The 21,357-nt window shown below is 60.4% G+C and carries 19 protein-coding genes; 4 read left to right on the top strand and 15 right to left on the bottom strand.

The window, feature by feature from the left end; all coding sequences use genetic code 11:
- Positions 1-60 precede the first annotated feature (60 nt).
- A complete protein-coding gene (locus HGSM_RS07240; RefSeq protein WP_051009760.1) occupies positions 61-786 on the top strand; it encodes a polyprenol monophosphomannose synthase in 726 nt (241 codons plus the stop codon).
- A 103-nt stretch (positions 787-889) separates the two neighbouring features.
- On the opposite strand, the gene HGSM_RS07245 is transcribed toward HGSM_RS07240, so the two are convergent.
- Positions 890-1,234, bottom strand: coding sequence for an RNA polymerase-binding protein RbpA (locus HGSM_RS07245; protein WP_019148081.1), 345 nt, complete (start codon positions 1,232-1,234; stop codon positions 890-892).
- 856 nt (positions 1,235-2,090) lie between these two features.
- On the opposite strand from HGSM_RS07245, the gene HGSM_RS07250 reads away from it, so the two are divergent.
- The gene (locus tag HGSM_RS07250; protein ID WP_019148082.1) at positions 2,091-3,347 is read left to right on the top strand and encodes a phospholipase D-like domain-containing protein; all 1,257 of its coding nucleotides are present in this window, start codon (positions 2,091-2,093) and stop codon (positions 3,345-3,347) included.
- Between the two features lie 200 nt (positions 3,348-3,547).
- Here the strand turns inward: HGSM_RS07250 and HGSM_RS07255 are convergent, their stop codons facing one another.
- On the bottom strand, positions 3,548-6,949 hold the full coding sequence (locus HGSM_RS07255) for a pyruvate carboxylase (protein WP_019148083.1): 3,402 nt from the start codon (positions 6,947-6,949) through the stop codon (positions 3,548-3,550).
- A 292-nt stretch (positions 6,950-7,241) separates the two neighbouring features.
- On the opposite strand from HGSM_RS07255, the gene HGSM_RS07260 reads away from it, so the two are divergent.
- On the top strand, positions 7,242-8,087 hold the full coding sequence (locus tag HGSM_RS07260) for a ParA family protein (protein ID WP_019148084.1): 846 nt from the start codon (positions 7,242-7,244) through the stop codon (positions 8,085-8,087).
- A gap of 109 nt (positions 8,088-8,196) precedes the next feature.
- Here the strand turns inward: HGSM_RS07260 and HGSM_RS07265 are convergent, their stop codons facing one another.
- From HGSM_RS07265 to HGSM_RS07295, 7 genes are all read right to left on the bottom strand, one after another.
- Positions 8,197-8,781: a MerR family transcriptional regulator gene (locus HGSM_RS07265; protein ID WP_019148085.1), complete on the bottom strand. Its 585-nt coding sequence runs from the start codon at positions 8,779-8,781 to the stop codon at positions 8,197-8,199.
- A gap of 323 nt (positions 8,782-9,104) precedes the next feature.
- Positions 9,105-9,887, bottom strand: a complete 783-nt coding sequence (gene ftsR / locus HGSM_RS07270) for a transcriptional regulator FtsR (protein WP_019148086.1) — start codon at positions 9,885-9,887, stop codon at positions 9,105-9,107.
- Positions 9,888-9,893: 6 nt separating this feature from the next.
- Positions 9,894-10,385 (bottom strand): FHA domain-containing protein, encoded by a 492-nt coding sequence (locus HGSM_RS07275; protein WP_019148087.1) that lies wholly within the window; start codon positions 10,383-10,385, stop codon positions 9,894-9,896.
- Between the two features lie 155 nt (positions 10,386-10,540).
- Complete coding sequence (locus tag HGSM_RS13715) at positions 10,541-11,716, bottom strand: DUF881 domain-containing protein (RefSeq protein ID WP_019148088.1); 1,176 nt, start codon at positions 11,714-11,716, stop codon at positions 10,541-10,543.
- 6 nt (positions 11,717-11,722) lie between these two features.
- Complete coding sequence (locus HGSM_RS07285) at positions 11,723-12,055, bottom strand: small basic family protein (protein ID WP_019148089.1); 333 nt, start codon at positions 12,053-12,055, stop codon at positions 11,723-11,725.
- 93 nt (positions 12,056-12,148) lie between these two features.
- Positions 12,149-13,132 carry a DUF881 domain-containing protein gene (locus HGSM_RS07290; RefSeq protein ID WP_019148090.1) on the bottom strand — a complete coding sequence of 328 codons (984 nt, stop codon included), beginning with the start codon at positions 13,130-13,132 and terminating at the stop codon, positions 12,149-12,151.
- A complete protein-coding gene (locus tag HGSM_RS07295; RefSeq protein ID WP_230197510.1) occupies positions 13,119-13,739 on the bottom strand; it encodes a CDP-alcohol phosphatidyltransferase family protein in 621 nt (206 codons plus the stop codon). The genes HGSM_RS07290 and HGSM_RS07295 overlap by 14 nt, the downstream gene beginning before the upstream one ends.
- A gap of 412 nt (positions 13,740-14,151) precedes the next feature.
- Between HGSM_RS07295 and HGSM_RS07300 the strand changes: the two genes are divergently transcribed.
- The gene (locus tag HGSM_RS07300; RefSeq protein ID WP_019148092.1) at positions 14,152-16,119 is read left to right on the top strand and encodes a DEAD/DEAH box helicase; all 1,968 of its coding nucleotides are present in this window, start codon (positions 14,152-14,154) and stop codon (positions 16,117-16,119) included.
- An 82-nt stretch (positions 16,120-16,201) separates the two neighbouring features.
- Here the strand turns inward: HGSM_RS07300 and HGSM_RS07305 are convergent, their stop codons facing one another.
- The 6 genes from HGSM_RS07305 to fmt all read right to left on the bottom strand — a co-directional run bounded on the left by HGSM_RS07305 (position 16,202) and on the right by fmt (position 21,332).
- Positions 16,202-16,672, bottom strand: coding sequence for a hypothetical protein (locus HGSM_RS07305; protein ID WP_154646274.1), 471 nt, complete (start codon positions 16,670-16,672; stop codon positions 16,202-16,204).
- A 17-nt stretch (positions 16,673-16,689) separates the two neighbouring features.
- Complete coding sequence (gene hisG / locus HGSM_RS07310) at positions 16,690-17,538, bottom strand: ATP phosphoribosyltransferase (RefSeq protein WP_019148094.1); 849 nt, start codon at positions 17,536-17,538, stop codon at positions 16,690-16,692.
- A gap of 33 nt (positions 17,539-17,571) precedes the next feature.
- On the bottom strand, positions 17,572-17,835 hold the full coding sequence (locus HGSM_RS07315) for a phosphoribosyl-ATP diphosphatase (protein WP_019148095.1): 264 nt from the start codon (positions 17,833-17,835) through the stop codon (positions 17,572-17,574).
- Between the two features lie 135 nt (positions 17,836-17,970).
- The gene (rpe, locus tag HGSM_RS07320; RefSeq protein ID WP_019148096.1) at positions 17,971-18,633 is read right to left on the bottom strand and encodes a ribulose-phosphate 3-epimerase; all 663 of its coding nucleotides are present in this window, start codon (positions 18,631-18,633) and stop codon (positions 17,971-17,973) included.
- A gap of 114 nt (positions 18,634-18,747) precedes the next feature.
- Positions 18,748-20,376 (bottom strand): RsmB/NOP family class I SAM-dependent RNA methyltransferase, encoded by a 1,629-nt coding sequence (locus tag HGSM_RS07325; protein WP_019148097.1) that lies wholly within the window; start codon positions 20,374-20,376, stop codon positions 18,748-18,750.
- Positions 20,373-21,332, bottom strand: a complete 960-nt coding sequence (fmt, locus tag HGSM_RS07330) for a methionyl-tRNA formyltransferase (protein ID WP_019148098.1) — start codon at positions 21,330-21,332, stop codon at positions 20,373-20,375. The genes HGSM_RS07325 and fmt overlap by 4 nt, the downstream gene beginning before the upstream one ends.
- Positions 21,333-21,357: the final 25 nt, after the last annotated feature.

Genomic DNA, 21,357 nt, shown 5'->3' on the forward strand with positions numbered 1-21,357 from the left:
GCCCTTGGTGGAGGAAAAGTGACGTACGAGCCCGAGGGCCTTGGCCGGGTACTGGTCGTAATGCCGACCTATAACGAAGCGCAGACGCTTCCCATGACCCTCACCAAGTTACTCGATCGTGTTTCCAAGGTTGACGTACTCGTGGTGGACGATGGAAGCCCTGATGGCACAGGGGCCCTGGCCGACGAGATGGCCGCGGCAAATCCGCGAGTCTCCGTCATGCACCGAACCTCAAAGGACGGCCTCGGCGCAGCTTACCTTGCTGGGTTCTCGTGGGGCCTCGAACGGGGCTATGACGTTATCTGCGAGATGGACGCGGACGGCTCGCACCGCGCAGCCGACCTGCCGCTGATCCTTGATGAACTCAAGGCCAACCCAAACGCATCCCTCGTTCTTGGCTCCCGATGGGTGCCTGGTGGAGCCGTGGAGAACTGGCCAAAGCACCGCGAGTTCCTGTCCCGTGGAGGCAACACATACGTGCGGGTCATGCTTGATCTTGGCCTGAAGGATGCCACTGGTGGCTTCCGCGCGTACCGTGCAAGCGTTCTCAAGGCACTCGATTTCGAGCAGATCCAGTCCCACGGCTACTGCTTCCAGGTGGATATGGCACGAAGCGTCCTTGAGCACGGGGGAGAGGTCCGCGAGGTACCCATTACGTTTGTGGAGCGTACCGCGGGCGAGTCCAAGATGAGTGGAAACATTGTGGCCGAGGCGCTGCTTAAGGTGACTGGCTGGGGCGTTGAAAAGCGTTCCGCTCAGTTCCTTGGTCTCTTTAAGAAAAACTGAGTTCCGCAGGACCTGAACCGCGAGGTTACATAACACAGTGGGACCCGATCTGGTAGATCGGGTCCCACTGTGTTGTGCTTATGATCGGTTCGAACGAGCCGAATTATGCGGTGCGGCGCATCTTGCCCGAGCGAAGAAGTTCGAGGCGTTCCTCGAGCAGTTCTTCGAGTTCTTTGACGGTGCGGCGTTCAAGCAGCATGTCCCAGTGAGTACGGACAGCCTTGCCAGGAGCTTCCTCAGGCTTTGTTGCATCTGCGAGGAGTGCTTCCTCGCCGCAACGGCATTCCCACACTACGGGGATTTCAGCCTCGGTTGAGAAGGGAAGAATGATGGTGTGGCCGTTTGGGCACTCGTAGCGCGTCTCGAGCCGTGGCGCAAAGTCGACGTTCTCGTCGGTCTCCATGCTCTTGGAACCGATACTCATACCGCGAAGTGAACGATCTGCCATTCTTGCCTCCTTCTGACCCACGCGCTGCGTGGACCACATCCGCTTGTCGCTCTAAAGGTCCGAACTTTCCCCGTACGGGCTAAGCCCGGGCCGTCTGACCCGCTAGATTCAACGGACAGGGCGAGGGTTTTGTTCCCGCCGTTCATGCATCGGTGGGAATTCAACCTTTCCAGTGTACCGGGATTCGCGCATGGTTGCCCGATGCTGGATTGGCGCCTCGCGCCAAGTTGGTCACATCGGCGTGGTTGCGTTCTGCCGGCAACTTCAGGGGAGACATTATGACAAAATACGATTCACGTGGCCCCAGCGCCGTGCGGCTTGGCCGGCGGCAGGTTTCTGACAGGCACATCTGTCAGAACGACGTTTTCGCCCAGTGTTGCGTTTGTACCAGGCGCAACAGCTTTGTACCAGAACGCCAGTCTGACGCTCGGGCCGCCCCGGATGAGCGAGTTCGCTGAAAACGATCCTAAGCAGGGCGCCCCAGAATCAGATGTCCCACATCAGCGAATCTGGAGCAGGAACGAGGGCTATAGAGTCCAAGGCGACCAAGATCGTCGTGAATCAGCACGTCAGCGGACCCTACCGCATATTGCCGATAATGTACGTTATGACAAAACAAAGAAAGAAGGCGCACCTATGTGGCCCCGAGAAAGCTCGTGGCCCACTTCCCCAGCCGGCACGGCTGCCCACACAACCAATCCCACCGCCGCCGCGCTCCGGAGTTGGCGCGCCGCAACAAGCGTAGGTGTCCGCCCAGCGGCTCTCGCATGCTGGAGTCATCCGCAGTTGGTGAAAGTTGGCGCCGACCCGCAAGCCTGGTCTGCATGGTGACTGGTCACCGGATACTGTAGGCGACGTGGTAGAAACTAGTCTCTCTGGTGCGTTCGGCACTGCCAAGAAGTATTTCGGTCGTTACCTAGCTGTGTCGGCGGGCGCCACACTCAGCGCAGCCGCGACCGTTGTCGCCGTGGATCATTTCCAAAAGCGACACCAGTCGCGCAAGGTCAAGTTCCCGCACCTGCCTCCCATGGACGTGCAAATCGGCGACACGAGTACCCGCGTGTACACGTTTGGTAAGGACCTCTTTGAGCAAATGCTCGAGGCGATCCACGGCGCCAAGTCCTCGATCTACCTAGAAAGCTACATCTGGAAGTCTGACGAGACGGGCCGCCAGTTCAAGGACGCTGTCATCGACGCCGCCCAGCGCGGTGTGGAGGTCTACCTGGTCTACGACATGTTCGCCAACTTTGTAGTGCCGCGCGAGTTCTTCAGGTTCCCCGCAGGCATTCACGTGCTGGCCTATCCCCTGTTCCGACCCAAGGTTCTGACCCTTGACCTCAGTTACACGGGCCGAGACCACCGCAAGATCCTCGTGGTTGATGAGGAAATTGGTTTTGTGGGCGGCTACAACATTGGCCAGACGTACGCGGAACAGTGGCGCGACACTCACATGCGCATCACCGGACCTGGAGTGCGTGAGTTGACCAGCTCGTTTGTGACCTTCTGGAACCACAACCGCAAGGGAAGCCTGCCCCACATTGAGGTGCAGCACACCCCTGACTGGCTCCCCCGCATCCAGGCTGCTGCCAATGCCCCAATTCGTCAGGTTTACCCTGTTCGCAACATCTACCTTGAGGCGTTCAAGCGAGCGACTCACCACATCTACCTGACGCAGGCGTACTTCATCCCAGACGCAGTGTTCCTCCAAGAGCTCCTGGATGCTGCCGCACGTGGCGTTGATGTTCGAATCATCGTCCCCGAGTCATCCAACCACGTGTTGACCGACTGGCTGTCTCGCGGCCAGTACTCCAAGATGTTGCGCGGAGGAATCACGATCTGGCTCTACAAGAACGCCATGGTGCACGCCAAGACAGGCACTGTGGACGGCGAGTGGACCACGATCGGCACAGCAAACATTGACAGGCTGTCCCTGCAGGGTAACTACGAGATCAACATGTCCATCTACGATCGCGACCTCGCCGCAACCATGGAAGAAGTCTTCGAGGTGGACCTGAGCAACTGCCGCAAGCTCGAACTCGAGGAATGGGAAAACCGTCCGCTGACCAACAAGTTTGGTGAGTACCTGCTGGCACCACTGTCGCCGCTGCTGTAGCCGACATTGGGGCGCATCCAAGCCGTCACGCCTGAGTTGACGTACTTGAGTTGCTGCTCCTGAGCACACGCTCCAAAGTGGCGCGCACACTAACGTATGCCAGACACACCTGGGCCGCCCAGTGGCAGGACGCATATACGACGAGAGGGTCGGAATATCAACGATATTCCGACCCTCTCCCCCACTGCTGTTGTTCTAAGTCAGTCGACGACCATGATCAAGTCGCCACCATCAAGCTGCTGGACAGCACCAATGGCAAGGCGGGTGACGGTTCCATCGATTGGTGAGGTGATGGACGCTTCCATCTTCATCGCCTCGATAGTCGCAATCGTCTGACCTGCGGTAACGCTCTGGCCCTCTTGGACGGCGAGCGTGACAGAGCCGGCATACGGTGCACCTACGTGACCGGGAACCTTCGGGTCCGCCTTTTCATTCAGCGTGGCCGAGACCTCAACCGAACGATCACGGACCTGGATCGGACGCAACTGTCCGTTGAGTGTGAACATGACTGTGCGCATGCCCTGGTTGTCAGGAACACCCACGGCCTCGAGGCCAACAAGGATTCGAACACCCTTATCCAGTCGAATCTCGACCTCGCTTCGGGTATCCAAGCCGTACAGGTACTGCGGCGTTGGGATCACGGAGATGTCGCCAAACTGCTGCTCTACCTGCTCGAACTCCTTGGTGGGAGCAGGGAAGAGCAGGTGGTTGAGGCGGTTGCGGCGCTCCTGTGAGGTTCCGTTGAGCTCGCGGCGGTCGTCCTGGCTGATTGGCGTGATCCCACGCTTGATTGAACGTCCGGCGAGGGCCTTGGAGCGGAACGGCTCTGGCCATCCACCTGGAGGGTCGCCCAGCTCACCGTCGAGGAACCCTATGACGGAGTCAGGAAGGTCGAAGTCCTGTGGGTTCGCGGCGAATGCTTCGGGATCAACGCCCTGCGCCACGAGTTGAAGCGCCAGGTCGCCCACAACCTTGGAAGACGGGGTCACCTTGACGAGGCGTCCAAGCATCCTGTCCGCGGCAGCGTACGTCGACTCGATTTCCTCAAAGTGGTCCCCCAGCCCAAGTGCCGAAGCCTGCGCACGGAGGTTTGTGAGCTGGCCACCTGGGATCTCGTGGGTGTACACGCGTCCAGTTGGGCCGCGAAGGCCGGACTCGAACGGACGGTACAGGGTGCGCACTGCCTCCCAGTATGGCTCGAGGTCACATACGTTCTTGAGCGAGAGTCCGGTGTCCCGGTCCGTGTGCTCAAGTGCTGCAACCAGCGCAGACATGGACGGCTGTGAGGTGGTACCGGCCATGGAGGCGCTCGCCACGTCCACAGCGTCAACCCCGGCCTCGGAGGCAGCGAGCAGCGTAGCCATCTGGCCACCCGTGGTGTCGTGTGTGTGCAGGTGAACCGGAAGGTCAAAGCGCTCGCGCAGAGCGGTCACGAGCTGACGTGCCGCCTCCGGACGGAGCAGGCCAGCCATGTCCTTGATGCCGATGATGTGCGCGCCGGCCTCGACGATGCGGTCCGCAAGTTCGAGGTAGTAGTCGAGCGTGTAGATGTTCTCGTTCGGGTCGAGAAGGTTTCCTGTGTAGCACAGGGCCACCTCGGCAACCGCGGTTCCGGTCGCCCGGACTGCCTCGATCGCTGGGCGCATCTGCTCAACATCGTTCAGCGCGTCGAAGATGCGGAAGATGTCCACGCCGCTCGCTGCCGCTTCCTTGATGAAGGCGTCCGAGACCTCGGTGGGGTACGGCGTGTATCCCACCGTGTTGCGCCCGCGGAGCAGCATCTGAATGGCGATGTTGGGCATTGCCTTACGCAACTTGTCGAGGCGCTGCCAGGGGTCCTCACCCAGGAAGCGCAGTGCGACATCGTACGTTGCGCCACCCCATGCTTCCACAGAGAAGAGCTGTGGTGTCAGGTGTGCAACCTGAGGCGCAGCAAGCAAGAGGTCACGTGTGCGAACGCGCGTAGCCAAGAGAGACTGGTGTGCATCGCGGAAGGTCGTATCGGTCACCGCAAGAGCCTTCTGCTCGCGCAGCGCGCGGGCGAAGCCTTCCGGGCCCAGCTCTAGGAGCCTTTGGCGCGAACCCGCCGCTGGCTGCTCGTCCCAGTTCGCCCGTCCTGGGAGCTTGACGCGAGGGTCGATAGCACCGAATGGCTTGCCGTTCGGGTGGTTGACGGTGACGTCACCTAGCAGATTGAGAAGTTTGGTACCGCGGTCCGCAGACTCGCGCGTGGTGAGTAGCTCCGGACGCTCCTCAATGAACGAGGTTGCGATTTCTCCCTTGGAGAACTCCTCATCTGCAAGAACTGCCTGCAGGAATGGAATGTTCGTGCGGATTCCTCGGATACGGAATTCAGCAAGTGCTCGGCGCGCTCGGCGCACCGCTGTTGGGAAGTCGCGTCCACGGCAGGTGAGTTTCACCAGCATCGAGTCAAAGTGACCGGTGATCTGGGAACCTGCGGTTGCGGTGGCACCGTCAAGGCGTACGCCGGCGCCGCCCGGTGAACGGTAAGCAACGATGCGTCCGGTGTCAGGTCGGAAACCGTTGGCTGGGTCTTCCGTGGTGATCCGGGACTGGAGTGCAAACCCGTTGACATGAATCGTGTCCTGCGAGATGCCGAGTTCGTCGAGGGTCGCGCCCTCAGCGATGCGCATCTGCGATTGGACGAGGTCGATGTCGGTGACTTCCTCAGTCACGGTGTGCTCGACCTGGATGCGAGGGTTCATCTCGATGAAGACGTGCTTTCCAGCGCGCTCCCCCACGGTGTCAACGAGGAACTCAACGGTTCCGGCGTTCTGGTAGCCGATTGCACGAGCGAATTTGACCGCATCCGCGCACAGGGCCGCCTTGATTGCGGGATCAAGGTTCGGTGCGGGCGCGATCTCGATGACCTTTTGGTGGCGTCGCTGCACAGAGCAGTCGCGTTCGTGCAGGTGGACCACGTTGCCGTGGCCGTCCGCAAGAATCTGGACTTCAATGTGGCGGGGTCGCAGCACTGCCTGCTCGAGGAACATTGTGGGGTCACCGAATGCGGAATCGGCCTCACGCATTGCGGATTCAAGGGCCTCACGCAATTCCTCGCGGCGCTCCACGCGGCGCATGCCTCGGCCACCACCACCTGCAACAGCCTTGGCAAAGATAGGGAACCCGATCCGGTCGGCTTGCTCCACGAGGTACTCGACATCACTCGACGGCTCGGATGACTCCAATACGGGAATGCCAGCGGAACGTGCGGCTTTGAGCGCAGCAACCTTGTTTCCTGCGAGTTCGAGGACCTCGGCCGGAGGACCGATGAATGTCAGTCCATTGTCGCGGCAGGTGCGCGCGAGGTCTGGGTTCTCGGACAGAAAGCCATAGCCTGGATACACGGCATCTGCGCCGGAAACCTTGGCAACTCGAATGATTTCGTCAATATTGAGGTAGGCGCGCACGGGCTGGCCTGGATCGCCTATTTGGTAGGCTTCATCAGCCTTGAGTCGGTGCTCGGAATTACGGTCTTCCTGCGGGAAAACCGCAACAGTCCGGCTTCCCAGTTCGTATGCGGCACGAAAAGCTCGTACCGCGATTTCTGCTCGGTTCGCGACAAGTACTTTCGAGAACACCAAACACCCCTAATTTGGTTGGCCCCCAGGCATATGGCTCTTCCATACACACTTAGTGGCCGACATAGTTCGGTACACCATGCGACTCCCAGGAGTACGCATGGGATGGGCTGCGAATCAACCAACCCGAGAGCCATTTTCCCACGATTCTGAAATATGGAGTGCAAACATCCGCTTTTCGATATGATCTGGCTCCCACTCCGCCGTCTCAACCCGCTGAAATGCGGAATCACACACGCCTATACGCAAGATCTCACGTGGTTCTTGCGTTCCAACCGCTAAAGTATTACTTGTGTCAGTCCTAGGAATTTGCAGCCTTAAAGGCGGGGTCGGCAAGACCTCCATCACGTTGGGGCTCGCGTCAGCGGCCATCCACGCGGGTCTTCGTACCCTTGTTGTGGACTTGGATCCTCAGGCGGACACGACCCTCGCGCTTGGTGTTTCGGGCGGCGCAGACAATGACGTGTCGGCCGTTCTGGATAACCCCTCCCCCTTTGTCATCGAGTCAGCAATCGCACAGTCTCCATGGAACGGCGAACTCCTGCACGTACTCGTTGGATCGAACGAGTCAGCACGGCACGATGGCCCTTCCTACGCACACCGGCTCACTAGGCTCACGCACGCCCTCGAGTTCCTCGAGGAGCGATACGACCTAGTCATCATCGACTGCCCGCCATCGCTTGGCGGTCTCACTCGTCAGGGACTAACCGCGTGCGACCGCGCCCTCGTGGTCACTGAACTAGGCCTCTTCTCTGTGACAGCCGCAGGCCGCGCATTCCAGGCAATTGACGAGATCCGCCGACAGTCTGCCCCCAACCTTCGCCCTCTCGGCGTCCTGGTCAACCGTGTGCGCGCTCGCTCTTCCGAGCAGGCTTACCGTCAGGAAGAGCTCGAGAACATGTTTGGCGACTTGGTTCTCCCCACCTACATCCCGGAGCGTTCCGCTCTCCAGCAGGCACAGGGCGCGGGCAGTCCCGTGCACGAGTGGCCGAGCCGCGCTGCGCGCGATCTCGCCGACCGCTTTGATGCCGTTCTTGGTGCAGCGCTCAAGTCGATGGAGCACTCCGTGCCCGCCCTGGAGTCCGCGACCTCTCCTGCCAGCGCTGAGATCGCGTTGGAATCAATTGACGACGATTGACCGGACACGGTCCACGCGTGCAGTCCTCGTAGTGGCACTGTAAGACATAAGAGAAGGGACGAAACCGATGAGGTTTCGTCCCTTCTCTTTTTAGGTCTGTGTTGTGCAGTCAGCCAGCGTTGCGTGCACGGCGTCGACGTGCCAACTCGTCTTCTGGGGCATCGACAACGGGTGCGACCTCATCGATGCGCTCTGCAGGCAGCGTTGCGAGGCTACCCTCGACTTCGCGCCACACACGGCCGACTGCGATTCCAAAGACACCTTGACCGCCCTGAACAAGGTCTATGACCTCATCGGTGGACGTGCACTCATACACGGAGGCGCCATCGCTCATCAGCGTAATCTGCGCGAGGTCAGAAATTCCGCGCTCACGCAAAGCATCGACTGCAGTGCGAATCTGCTGGAGGGAAACGCCGGTGTCCAGGAGCCGCTTGACGACCTTGAGAACCAAGATGTCGCGGAAGCTATAAAGACGGTGCGTTCCTGAACCGGTAGCCGGGCGAATGGTTGGAGAGACAAGCTCAGTGCGAGCCCAGTAGTCAAGCTGACGATAGGTAATGCCAGCGACACGGCACGCCGTGGGGCCACGGTAGCCGGTCAGGGAATCCTGGTCCTCGATGCCGTCACCAAAGAGGGTGCCCTGGGCGCGCTGCACGAGTGGGTAAGTTCCCTCGAGAGACGTGCGATCGTTCACTTGTTCCTCCGTATGGAGTCATGTGGCTGGTGCGGGCCCTCAGTACTGATGTGCCGAAGACCTGCCAGGCGTCAGAAGAATGACCTGACTATGCTCATTACGCTATGGCCACTTATGCCGTCGGTCAACGACCAACGCCTGTTGGAATCGTCGTGTCGCACACAGTTGTCTCAACTTGTGGTTGAGGGTTTGTATCTGTGCGGTTCTCTGCCGTCAGGGACCGGATACTTCTGCCCATAATCAATGACTCTACGTGGGAAATTACAGGACCTCCTGCGGAGAAATTGCGGCTCTGACCGCGAACCCACGAGGACTAGGGGTCGCTATGCGAGCTCTTCGAGCCCGTCACGTAGCCAGTGCCCGTGCAATGCGATGAGGAGCTCCGCCATCTCGGCGCGTGCACTGTTTGCCTCGCCCAGCGCGAGGCTCGTCCCCTTGGACGTGAGGTGCTGAACTGACTGATCCACCACGTTGACCTGGCGGTCCGCAGCTGCTCGCATCGAACGCAAATGACGCCAATCGATACCGAAGGCGTGGAGCGCCTGCGCGATCTTGATAATTTCTACGTCTCTGCGCGCGTGTCCCGCGAGATCTTGCACGCCCTGCGCCCGAGGATGTCCCCGAAGGATTCCCGCCTCAACCAGTTCGTCAACGAAAGCCTGAGTAACCCCTGCCGCTGCGGCGAGATTCGCAAACTCGGACGCTTCAGCCTGGGCAGGCGTCAGGCCGCCGGATGCCACAACTCGTGGGCCAAGCGGGTGCTCGACATCGAGTACGCCGGAATCGAGTTGAGTCAGTTTTGCCTTGATGACCTTGAGAGGCAGGTAACGATCACGCTGTTCTATCAGGACATACCGGAGACGCTCAACGTCCGCAGGGCTGAAGGTTCGATACCCGGCCGCAGAGCGTTCGGGCGTGACGAGCCCCTGATCCTCAAGAAACCTGATCTTTGAGTGTGAAACCGCAGGAAACTCGGCCCGTAGGAGCCCAAGAACATCGGAGATCCGCATGGTCGCGGTGTGAGAAACGTTGTGCGGCCATGGAAGTCGGCTGCCAGACGGGAGTGGTTCCTCCTGGCCAGCCTCGTACTTAAGTGCTGGTGACACTACCCATCACTCGTCTGCCGAAGAGGCGGATTGAGGCGAGACCTGAGCGAGTGGGCTCTGGTAGTACACCATGCGGTACTTGCCAATCTGGATCTCGTCACCGGTCTTGAGAATGTACGAGTCGATGCGGTCACGGTTGATGTAGGTTCCGTTCAAGGAGCCCTGATCACGAACTTCATACTCGGAACCATGGCGAATGAACTCAACGTGCTTGCGGGAAACCGTCACATCGTTAAGGAAGATGTCTGCGCGCTCGCTACGTCCGGCGAACAGTCGGTCACGGTCAAGGAGGAATCGCTCGCCATCGACACCGGCAGCCCGGACTACTAGGAGAGCGGAGCCAAGTGGGAGTGCACTCACGGCGTCGCGAACCTCAGGAGAAGTGCCAGCTACGGTGAAGGCGCCCTCTAGAGCCGAAATCGACGCGAAGGTCATGGTGGTTTCTGATGCGGGCTGCTCAGGGTTTACTTGTGGGTTCTGGGGCAACTGCTCGCTCATGATGACCTCCATGTTGTGGTGCTGATGAACAGCCTCGACTGGTGCGGTGACTGCTCAGAGACTTAGCTACTCTGCATGCGCTGTTGGACTAGCATACTTACTTTCGTTCACCCATGTCACCCGACAGCCTCGATTAGTGGATATCTGAGCGCAAATCAGTCCATTGGACGGGCAAATTCGGGTTCGCGGACCTCAACCACAGACTTGATCTCTACCGTGTCCAGGACGGAGATGTTGCCCTCTCCCCCATTGCCTCGGATCGAAGCCATCGCACCACCTGGAATCTCGAGCGCAGGCTGCATGGTGTTGGCGTCACCAATTGCTTTCCACTGGTACGGGGCAGCAACTACGACTCCGTCAATGACGACACCCTGATCGGTGTCCGTGAAGTAACTTGAGGTGATCATGCGAAGCCCGTTGACTTCCACGGCCTCTGCCCCCGCGTTGCGCAACTCTTCGAGGATGTTGAAGAGGGCTGAGGCGCTAATGGCCTTCTCTCCCTCCGTGACGCCGATAGTGATTCCAGGCCCCTCAGCGGGCAGGCGTCCGGACAAGATTCCCTGGGTTGCAGCGTTCTCTTCGGCGGCTTGCTGTGCTGCCAATTGCGAGTTTGTGCCGGACTCGAGTTCTCCCACAAGTCCATTGAGCCGCAGGGTTTCGTCTTCAAGTTCGGACGAGCGCCTGGTCACGTCATCGAGGAGGTTCACCAGTTCGGACTGGCGGAGGCCGGAGAGCTCGTCCTTCTGTGAGAGTTGGAGCTGCGCCACCAAGGCAAAGCCGAGGAGGCCAAGGAGCAGTGCACTAAGAATCTGGGCACGGGTTGCGCGTGGCCGCAAAGCAGATATCAACCGCTTCTTTGCCGGCGACATGGGTGCCTTAGCGCTTGCCTTGGGGGAAGACTCATCAGCCCCGTCTGACTGCTCGTCCGATTTTGCCGGTTCCCCCGACGTCTCTACGCCCGCGGCGACGCCCTCCGCTGGTACCTCTTCAGGCACAACTATTGGGGTGTTAGCGGGTTCCGCCACCTCATCACCTGCGAGGCCGCCTTCAGTGGCGACGCCCCGAGGCGCTTGTTCTGACTCGAGGACTGTGTCGCTCTTACCTACGACACCTTGGCCTGCATTGTCATCCTGGTCAGTGGTTTCGAGTTCAGCATCGGATGCTGCTGCGACTTGAGCCTCGCCGACAGGGTCGTCCACCAGGCCTAAAGCCGTCTCATCCTGCTGTAGGTGGGCAGCATCAGTAGGCAACTCGCTCTCGCGGGATGCGGACAGCGAGTCGAGAAGTTCTTCTTCGCGATCCTGAGGATCGCTTGGGGAGTTACGGGTCATGTAGAGCTAGGCCTTGAAGATGTGACGGCGAATTGCGGCGGCATTGGAGAAGATTCGAATACCCAACACGACAACGACGCCGGTGGACAACTGGTTCCCGACGCCCAACTGGTCGCCCAGGAACACGATCAAACCAGCCACAATCACATTGGACAGGAACGAGACCAAGAAGACTCGATCGTCGAAAATTCCATCTAAGAGCGCACGCAGACCACCAAACAGCGCGTCTAGCGCTGCAACAACCGCGATGGGCAGGTATGGCTGAAGGTAGACGGGGACGGTCGGTTCGAGGAGCAGACCAGCAGCTACGCCAATCACGAGCCCAATAATCGGAATCACTTTGCCACCCTAAGAGTTGAATAGTTCCGCCACAACAATCTGGCCGAGTCGAGGTGCCCATTGACGGGGCCGCGGAACAGTATTAGTCCAAGATTAGTCAAGAGACCCACTCCCCTGCGTATCGCTGGTGTTGAGCGGAGTTCGAGTTGAGTCATCCCCAGTATCTGTGCGATCGGCGGCCGCAATTACATGGGCATTGATGAGAGATCTGGTAGTTCCAGCCGGCAAGTTCAGTTCCTGCGACGGAGCAATATCTGAGTTGATGCCGTATCGCTCTTTCAAGATCGAGAGTTGGGTCGCAACGATCTGCTGCGCAAACCGGACCTCGAGGGTCTTGGGGTCTCCGATTGCCTCCACTACGTAGGGCTCTGAAAGGCCCGTCAGGTCAACCAGGATTGCGTCGCCCGCGCTGCGGATCGCACTCGTAGCTGTCAGCCGCTTGCCATTGACGGCTACGGCCTCAGCGCCAGCACCCCAGAGCCCGGAGACGACTGCACGGACGTCCGTGTCTTGAACGCGATTCTCGGGCGACTCAATAGAGTTCGGTCCGTCCTCAAGCGTAACTACGAGCCCAGGCCCCGTGACCGCGAGTGTGCCATTCCTGATCTGATCGCTCTCAAGGAGCTGATCCGCTCCCTTGCCCTGCCCCGCAAGTAAGGCAGTCTGGAGCTCTTCGGCCTTTTTGTTGAGATCAAGGATTTGGGCCTCAAGGGAGTCGTTCTTCTCGTTGCGCGAGGAGATCTCTTCCGAGAGCGCCGCTCTCGTCGAGGCAGCGATGGAATCCCTCGAACGCAGGGAAACAACAGCGGTGATCGAGACAAACCCAATCACAACTGCAAGGACGGCTGCACCAACCTTGGTGGACTTGCTCTGCTCGGTCGAGATACCCAGCTCGCGCTGGCGTGCCTTCTTGCGGGCCGCAGTGGCGTAGCCCGGGTCGAGTGGGCGGTGCATAACCTCGTTGAGGAGCGTCATGGACGCGTCAACGGGCGCCTTCGGGCGCCCGCCGGCGGAAGAGTGAGTCGCTGCAGGCGCGGGGCCGGAGTTGGTGGCCTGTGGGGAGTCAGAGTTCGACATGTGAGGAGTCACCTTGGAGCGGAGCTGGTGTGGACTTCAGTAGCCTACTGCCCTTTGACAGGTACTGGAATGCGGAAGCCCAGTAGAGCACTACCCCGATGACCGCACAGACCCAAGCCGCTTGGTAGACACCTTCTGAAAACGCCTGTGGGATCGACGTAATCATGGAAAAAATGAAGAGTGGGAAAGCAAGCAGTAGGAACAAGGTCGCGCCCTTACCCACGTAGGTCACAGCCATCGGCTTGTGGCCCTTCTTAGCAATGAGTGAGACCAAAATCAGCATGATGAGGTCCCGCACAAAAACGAGACCAAGTAGCCACAACGGCACAACATCTCGCGCAACGAGCGCGATCAAAGTGACAAGGATGAAGCAGCGGTCGGCAATCGGGTCAAGCGTCTTACCGAGCTCCGACACCTGGTTGAACTTGCGTGCAATAAAGCCGTCTGCCCAGTCTGAGAGCGACGAAATAGCAACAACGATGAGCGCCCACACGTCATGGCCCGTTCCCACGAGCACTGCGAAGACGGGGATGAGCAGCAATCGGAACGAACTAATCACGTTGGGAATGGTCAGTATCGCATTGCTTGCGCCTTCTATCGTGCTCACCCCGCCTGTATGCCCTGGAACTAGTGCCACTATCAGTTAAGACACTATCCTACGTGCCCGCTGCTGTGTCTGAACTCACCGCCCTACCCGGCGCCAAATCGGCAGATATCCAATAAACTTGATTCGACCGCAGTACGTCGCGATTCCCGCTGGTACGTGTGTTGACGGACGGCCAAACCGATCTCTTCTCCTTTTCACAACGAAAGGCGAGATTGCGCCCAGAGAAGGCGCCAGAGGCTGGTCCTAGTGTGTGTTTTGGGAAGCGACGTTAGAGCGACACAAGAAGTGTCGAATAAATCTGTTCGTCGCATGACCAAGGTCAGGCGTTAAGGGTGACGACTGTGTTGAACACAGTCGACTGTTGTGTGCCCAATACCCTGCCTTCCCGCACAACGAAATGGCGAGAAACCACATGACTGCTGCTGAAGTAAACGAGACTTCAGGCACCACCGAGGCCCCAGAAGAACCGTCGATCACGTTCGACGACCTTGGCCTCCCAGAGAACCTCCTTGCTGCTGTTAAGCAACTCGGCTTCACCAAGCCAAGCACCATCCAGGAACGTGCAATCCCCGAGCTCCTCAAAGGCTCAGACATCACCGGTATCGCACAGACCGGTACCGGTAAGACCGCGGCATTCGGTCTCCCAATGCTTGCTGCCCTCGACCCCGAGCTCCGCGCGGTCCAGGCCCTCGTGCTTGCGCCAACCCGTGAGCTTGCAATGCAGGTCGCAGAGGCAATCGAAACCTTTGCTTCCCACGTCGATGGCCTCGAGGTCCTCGCTGTATACGGCGGCTCCCCTTACCCACCACAGATCCGCGCGCTGAAGACCGGTGTGCAGGTTGTTGTTGGTACCCCAGGCCGCGTTATCGACCACCTTGACCGTGGCACCCTTGACCTCTCCAACATCCGTTTCCTCGTCCTTGACGAGGCTGACGAGATGCTGCGCATGGGCTTTGCAGAGGACGTAGAGCGCGTATTCGGCGAGGCACCAGCCGAGCGCCAGGTTGCACTTTTCTCCGCAACCATGCCACCGCAGATCCGCCGCGTTGCACAGCACCACCTGAAGAACCCTGTCGAGATCGCGGTTGCACGCCAGTCCACCACCGTTACCTCGGTGACGCAGGAATACGCGATCGTTCCGTTCCGTCACAAGTCCGGTTCGCTCTTCCGCGTCCTAGCTACCTCGGACGCCGACGCTGCCATCGTCTTCTGCCGCACCCGTGGTGCTGCTGAAGAGGTCGGTTCGGCTCTGGTTGAGCGCGGTATCTCCGCAGCAACCATTTCCGGTGACGTGGCGCAGAAGGACCGCGAGAAGATCGTTGAGCGCCTGCGCTCCGGTCAGCTTGACGTCCTCGTTGCAACCGACGTTGCGGCCCGTGGCCTCGACGTTGAGCGCATCGGACTGGTTGTTAACTTTGACATTCCTGGTGAGCCTGAGGCTTACGTCCACCGCATCGGTCGTACCGGCCGTGCAGGACGTAGCGGCCGCGCGCTGTCGTTCGTGACCCCAAGCGAGCGCTCCAAGCTCAAGTTCATCGAGCGCACAATCCGCACGAGCCTCACCGAGATCGAGATCCCCTCCCCTGCTGACGTGTCCGAGCACAAGGTCAAGAAGATGCTTGGCTCGCTCGAGACCCGCATCGAGGCCGGACGCCTGGCGATGTACGAGAAGCTCATCACCACGTACCTTGAGGAGCACGAGGCGGAGAACATCACCGTTGCCGCAGCTCTTGCAGCAATCGCCGTTGGTGACTCCGGACCACGCGCCCGCGCGGAGCAGGAAGAGTACGAGAACCAGCTCGCTGAGGACCGTCGTGGACGCAAGAACCGTGAGGAGCGCGAGTCGCGTTTCTCCAAGGACCGTCCAGGCCGCTTTGACCGCGACCGTCACGACCGTGGTGACCGTGGTGACCGTTCGTCCCGTGACCGTGGCGGACGCCGCGACCGCGATGGCGATTCGGGTACCCGTTACCGCATTGCAGTTGGGCACAAGGATGGCGCGGAAGCCCGCGGCATCGTTGGCGCACTGACCAACGAGGGTGGCCTGTCCGGCCGCGACCTCGGCCGCATTGAGATCTTCGGCTCGTTCTCGCTGGTTGACATCAGCGCCAACGTTGACGAGGACATGATGGGTCGCATCTCGCGCGCACGCGTGGGTGGCAAGGCTCTTCGCATCCGCCTCGACGACGGACCAGCTCCTCGCAGCGGCGGCTACGACCGTGACCGCGGTGGAGACCGTGGTGACCGTCCACGCTTTGACCGCGACCGTCACGACCGTGGTGGAGACCGCGGTTACGACCGTGGCGAGCGTCGTGGACGCAACGACTGGAACGACCGGTCTGACCGCTCATCGTTCAAGCCACGCCGCGGCAACCGCTGATCGGTTGACTGACTGAAAAGGGGGCCTCACCGCAAGGTGAGGCCCCCTTTGTCATACCTGATTTTCGACGATTTTGCTTGCGTCAGTCCTTGTCGTGCCGCTGCTCGTAGGCCCGCAGAGATTCCTCGCAACGCAGGAGGAACCGTGCGCTCGATTCTCCCTCAGAGCGCGCGAGGGCAAGGAGGGTGATCCGCTTGGGTCCGATCAGCTCCGCGTACGCCCATGCGTCATCGGGCGAGTAACTCAGCTTGAATACCTGGGCCCACGAGACGTCGTAGTCACGGAAGAAGTTGTGGATCGAGATCCCGTCGCTGTAAAGGTCAACTCGCGCGCGCGCGAACCGCCACAGGATGGTCAAGAAGATGGCAAGGATGAGCAGGAGACCCACGGTATTTCCGCGATCGAAGCCATCGGGCTGCCCCGGCGACTGCCACAGAATAATGGCCATACCTGTACTGAGGATGAGTCCGGCTATAAAGCAGACGAGCCGCAGAACTCTGGGCGAGTACGATCCTTCGTACTCTCCAAGCGCTCTGCGGCTCGTTTTGCTCACGTCTAGTCCCACTTCACCTAGAGGCGACAGGCCATGATGCCGGTCACGAGGATGGCGCGTGCACCGATCTCGTACAGCTCGTCCATGACCTTGTTGGTTTGGTTCTTTGGAACCATGGAGCGTACTGCGACCCACTCGGAATCGTGCAATGGCGAAACCGTTGGCGATTCGAGGCCCGGGGTCACGGCGACTGCCTGTGCCACGTTTGCCGCAGGCACGTCGTAGTCCATGAGGACGTACTTGTGTGCGGTCAGCACGCCCTGGAGCCTGCGTGCCAGAGTGGACAAGCCGACGGGGTCTTCTACACCCTTGCGCTTAATGAGAACGGCCTCGGAAACGAGGATTGGCTCACCGAACACCTCGAGGCCCGCAGCCTTGAGAGTGGTGCCAGTCTCCACGACATCAGCGATGAGATCCGCAACACCGAGCTTGACGGAGCTCTCAACGGCGCCATCGAGGTGGACCACGGATTCAGGCGTGATGCCCTGAGCGGCAAGGTGATCGGCGACCAGGACGTTGTACGAGGTGGCAACTCGCTTGCCTGCGATCTCGGCAATGGAGCTCATCGTCCCGGCAGGCGCAGCAAAGCGGAACGTCGAGCGAGCGAACTCGAGTGGCAGGTGCTCCTCGGCGTTGGCACCCGAGTCGAGCAGGAGGTCACGGCCGGTAATACCGGCGTCAACGGTTCCAGTTCCCACGTACACGGCGACATCACGTGGACGCAGGAAGAAGAACTCGATGTCGTTTTCTGGGTCTGCGAGCACGAGCTCGCGGCTGTCGCGGCGCTGCTTGTACCCCGCCTCGCGGAGCATTGCGACAGCTGGTTCGGAGAGTGAGCCCTTGTTGGGTACGGCTACACGAAACATAGTGAATGGCTTTCGGATGAAGTGAACGGCTGGTCAGAGGTACTTATATACGTCATCAAGGGAGATTCCCTTGGCGATCATCATGACCTGCGTATGGTAAAGAAGCTGTGAGATCTCTTCCGCTGCCTCTTCATGGCTCTGGAACTCAGAGGCCATCCAGACTTCTGCGGCCTCCTCGACAATCTTCTTGCCGATGAAGTGGACGCCGGCGTCGAGCTCCTTGACGGTCCCGGAACCTTCGGGACGCTGCTCGGCCTTGGCTTGGAGTTCTGCGTACAACTCTTCAAATGACTTCACCGTTCTAGTCTACGACGGTGTCATGCTTCGAGAATGGAAACGTCCATCCACTGAACCATTCGGACAGCCAATCAGCCACTCCCATTACACAACTGGCCTAGTTCAAACGAACTGGGCCAGTTGAGATCGTAAAGATCAGTGGGTGTGCTTCTGTGCCATCTCCCGCAGCGCTGCGATCTCGGCTGGGATGTCGGACGCGCCGTACACCGCAGACCCGGCAACGAAGACGTTTGCCCCTGCCTCAGCCGCCATGTCAATGGTGGACCGGGAAACGCCGCCATCAACTTGGAGCCAGACGTCCAGGTTTGCCTCGCTGATGGCCTTTCGGGTGCGCTCGATCTTGGGCAGCGTGCCCTCGATGAAGGACTGGCCGCCGAAACCGGGTTCGACCGTCATGATGAGGAGCATGTCGAGCTCTGGAAGGAGATCAATGAATGGTTCGATCGGGGTTGCTGGCTTGATGGCCATTCCGGCGCGTGCACCGAGCCTGCGGAGCTCGCGGGCGAGCCGAACAGGTGCGGCTGCCGCCTCAGCGTGGAAGGTGACGGACTGGGCGCCAACCTCGGCGAAGCCAGGAGCCCACCGGTCTGGGTCCTCGATCATCAGGTGCACGTCGATTGGGATTGGGGAAACCTGACGGATGCGCTCGACCACGGGCAGGCCGATGGTCAGGTTGGGCACAAAGTGGTTGTCCATGACGTCCACGTGCGCCCAGTCGGCGGTCGCGATCTTGCCTAAGTCACGCTCTAGGTTGGTGAAGTCAGCAGACAGGATGCTCGGAGAAATCAACGCAGACAATGTTTCCTCTTTCATGCCGAGCACCTCGGTGCCCTAACGACTCTGTTGTGTCTTGATGGTATTGCACGTGCTGCGGATAACGGAATTGCCGGTATCCGCAGCACGCATAACTAACTACTTGAGGCGGCGGAGCAAGGTCAGGTGCATTGCATCCGTGCCGTGCACATGTGGCCACAATTGGAGGTCGGTCCGGTCGGCGAATTCCGCGTATGGGCCACTGATCTCCTGGGCGATCTCACGGGCGTCGAGGCGCTCCACGGTGCCCTCATCTAGTCCGCCGAGTACTGCGTCCACGATGAACCTGGTCTCCGCGAGGTGGGGCGAGCAGGTCACGTAGGCAACAACGCCACCTACGCGCACGGCTTTGAGCGCGGACTGCAGGAGTTCCTTTTGGAGTCCGGTCAGAACCGAGACGTCGGATACCGAGCGGCGCCAGCGCGACTCCGGACGGCGGCGCAGCGCGCCGAGTCCCGAGCATGGTGCGTCGAGCATGACGCGGTCGTAGGCGTCCGGTTCGAGATCTCCGATCTCGCGGCCATCCCATACCTGAATCCGCTCAATCGCGGATTGTGGGATCGCCTTGAGGGATTTTTCTACAAGTCCGGCACGGTGTGGCTGAATCTCATTAGCGACGAGTCGCGCACCCTTCTGTGCGGCTACAGCTCCGATGAGGGCGGCTTTACCGCCGGGTCCAGCGCACATGTCGAGCCAGCGCTCGTCCGTTCCTTCGACTGGTGCATTGAGGAAAGCAAGAGTAACGAGTTGAGAGCCCTCGTCCTGAACGCCCGCGCGACCCGTGCGCACGTCATCGATGGTTGCGGGGTCCGTGCTCTCGAGCACGACCGCAGTTGGGGTGAGGTCGCCCGGGTATCCGTCGGTGTCCACCACAAGCTCGGCTTGGTCGCTCAGTCCCGGACGCGCCACCAGGGTGACGGAGGGTGCAGCGTTGTCGGCAGCAAGGAGAGCGGTGATTTCCTCTACCGGACGGCCGTTCGCCACGAGGGACTCGCGCAGTGCGCGGGTGATCCATGTTGGGTGCGAGTGCATCGCCGAGAGTGCCTCAACCTCGTTCTTGCCCTCCGCCTCGAGCAGAGCGAGCCATTCGTCGAGTGGACGCTCGGAGACGCGGCGCAGGATTGCGTTGAGGAACTGAGCGGGGCCCGCCCCCACGTGCTCGCGTGCAAGCGCAACGGTCTCGGACACCGCCGCGTGGGATGGAACGCGCATGCCGAGAAGCTGGTGGGCTCCGAGGCGTGCGAGGTTCAGTACTGGCACGTCAATCTGCTTGACAGGGCGGTCGGTGCAGTGTGCCAAGATGGCGTCGTAGCGGCCCTGCATGCGCAAGGTTCCGTAGGTGAGCTCAGTGGCAAAACCCGCGTCGCGTCCGGTGAGACGCGCACGGCTTAGTGCCGGTGGCAGCACGAGGTTGGCGTATGAGTCGGATTCTGCAACCTGCTGCAGGATCTCGAACGCGATGGTTCTTGGCAGGTCGGCGGAACGGCGCCGGGCGCTTGGGGCACTGGCGGTGCGGTGTCCCTCTCCCCTGCTCCGGGAGGCCGAACGCTCGTGTCCGCGCTGGTTGCGGCGCTCGTTGTTGAACTCGCGGTCCTCGTTAGAGCCGCGGTAGCCACGGTCGTCCCGACCTCCGGAGCGGGAGTTGCCTCCGCCAAAGCGTGAGTATCCGCCCTGCGAACGTCCGCTTGAAGAACCGCGGCTCAACCTCGAGTTGTTGTCGTTGTTCACAGTTCTCCCGCCGTTGTTGCGCCGAGGACTGCCTCAGCTTCGAGTCGCGCTCCACGCGCCCAGTCGGCCGCGTTCATGGTCTTCTTACCTACTGGAGTGACTTCCCCCAGGACTACTGGTGCGCCGCCGGTGCCCACGAACACGAGCTTCTTGGTTACATGCAGTGCCCCCGGTGCCAGCGCCTCGGGCGCTTCCGCTCCACGTGGGAGCGTGGCAAAGGGGCCGATGCCCAAGCGGGAACCGTCGGGTAGGGTCGTCCACGCGCCCGGGTCGGGTGTGCAACCCCGCACGGTGCGATCCACGATGTGTGGCGGACGAGTCCAATCGATGCGAGCATCCTCGGTCAGGAGCTTGGGCGCGAGGCTGATGCCATCAATCCCCTGCGGAATTGGGCTGATCGTGCCCTGAGCGATCGCGTCCATTGTTCCCACAAGGAGGGCGGACCCGGACTCGCTCAGGCGGCCAAGCAGGTCACCTGAGGTGTCGCGCGGGCGGATGGTTTCCGTCATCATTCCGTACACGGGACCCGTGTCGAGGCCCTCCTCGATGCGGAATGTCGACGCACCAGTGACTGCGTCTCCTGCGATGATCGCGCGCTGCACTGGAGCGGCTCCACGCCAGGCAGGAAGTACCGAGAAATGCAGGTTAATCCAGCCGTGAGTGGGAATGTCTAGGACCTCGCGGGGCAGGATCTCTCCGTACGCCACTACTGCGGCGCATTCAACGTCGAGGTCGGAAAGCATCTGCACGAAGCCCTCGGACCGTGGGCGCTCGGTGATGACGGGAATACCCAGTTCGAGTGCGGCCTCCTTCACGGGGCTGGGGAAGAGCTGGCGCCCCCTCCCCTTCCTCGCGTCGGCACGCGTCAGGACTGCAACGACCTCATGGTCGGAGTCAACGAGTGCTCTAAGGGCAGGAACGGCGACGTCGGGCGTGCCGGCAAAAAGAAGACGCATGGGTCCATTCTAGGAGGTAAGCGCT

Source organism: Timonella senegalensis JC301, from assembly GCF_000312125.1.
Taxonomy (GTDB): domain Bacteria; phylum Actinomycetota; class Actinomycetes; order Actinomycetales; family Cellulomonadaceae; genus Timonella; species Timonella senegalensis.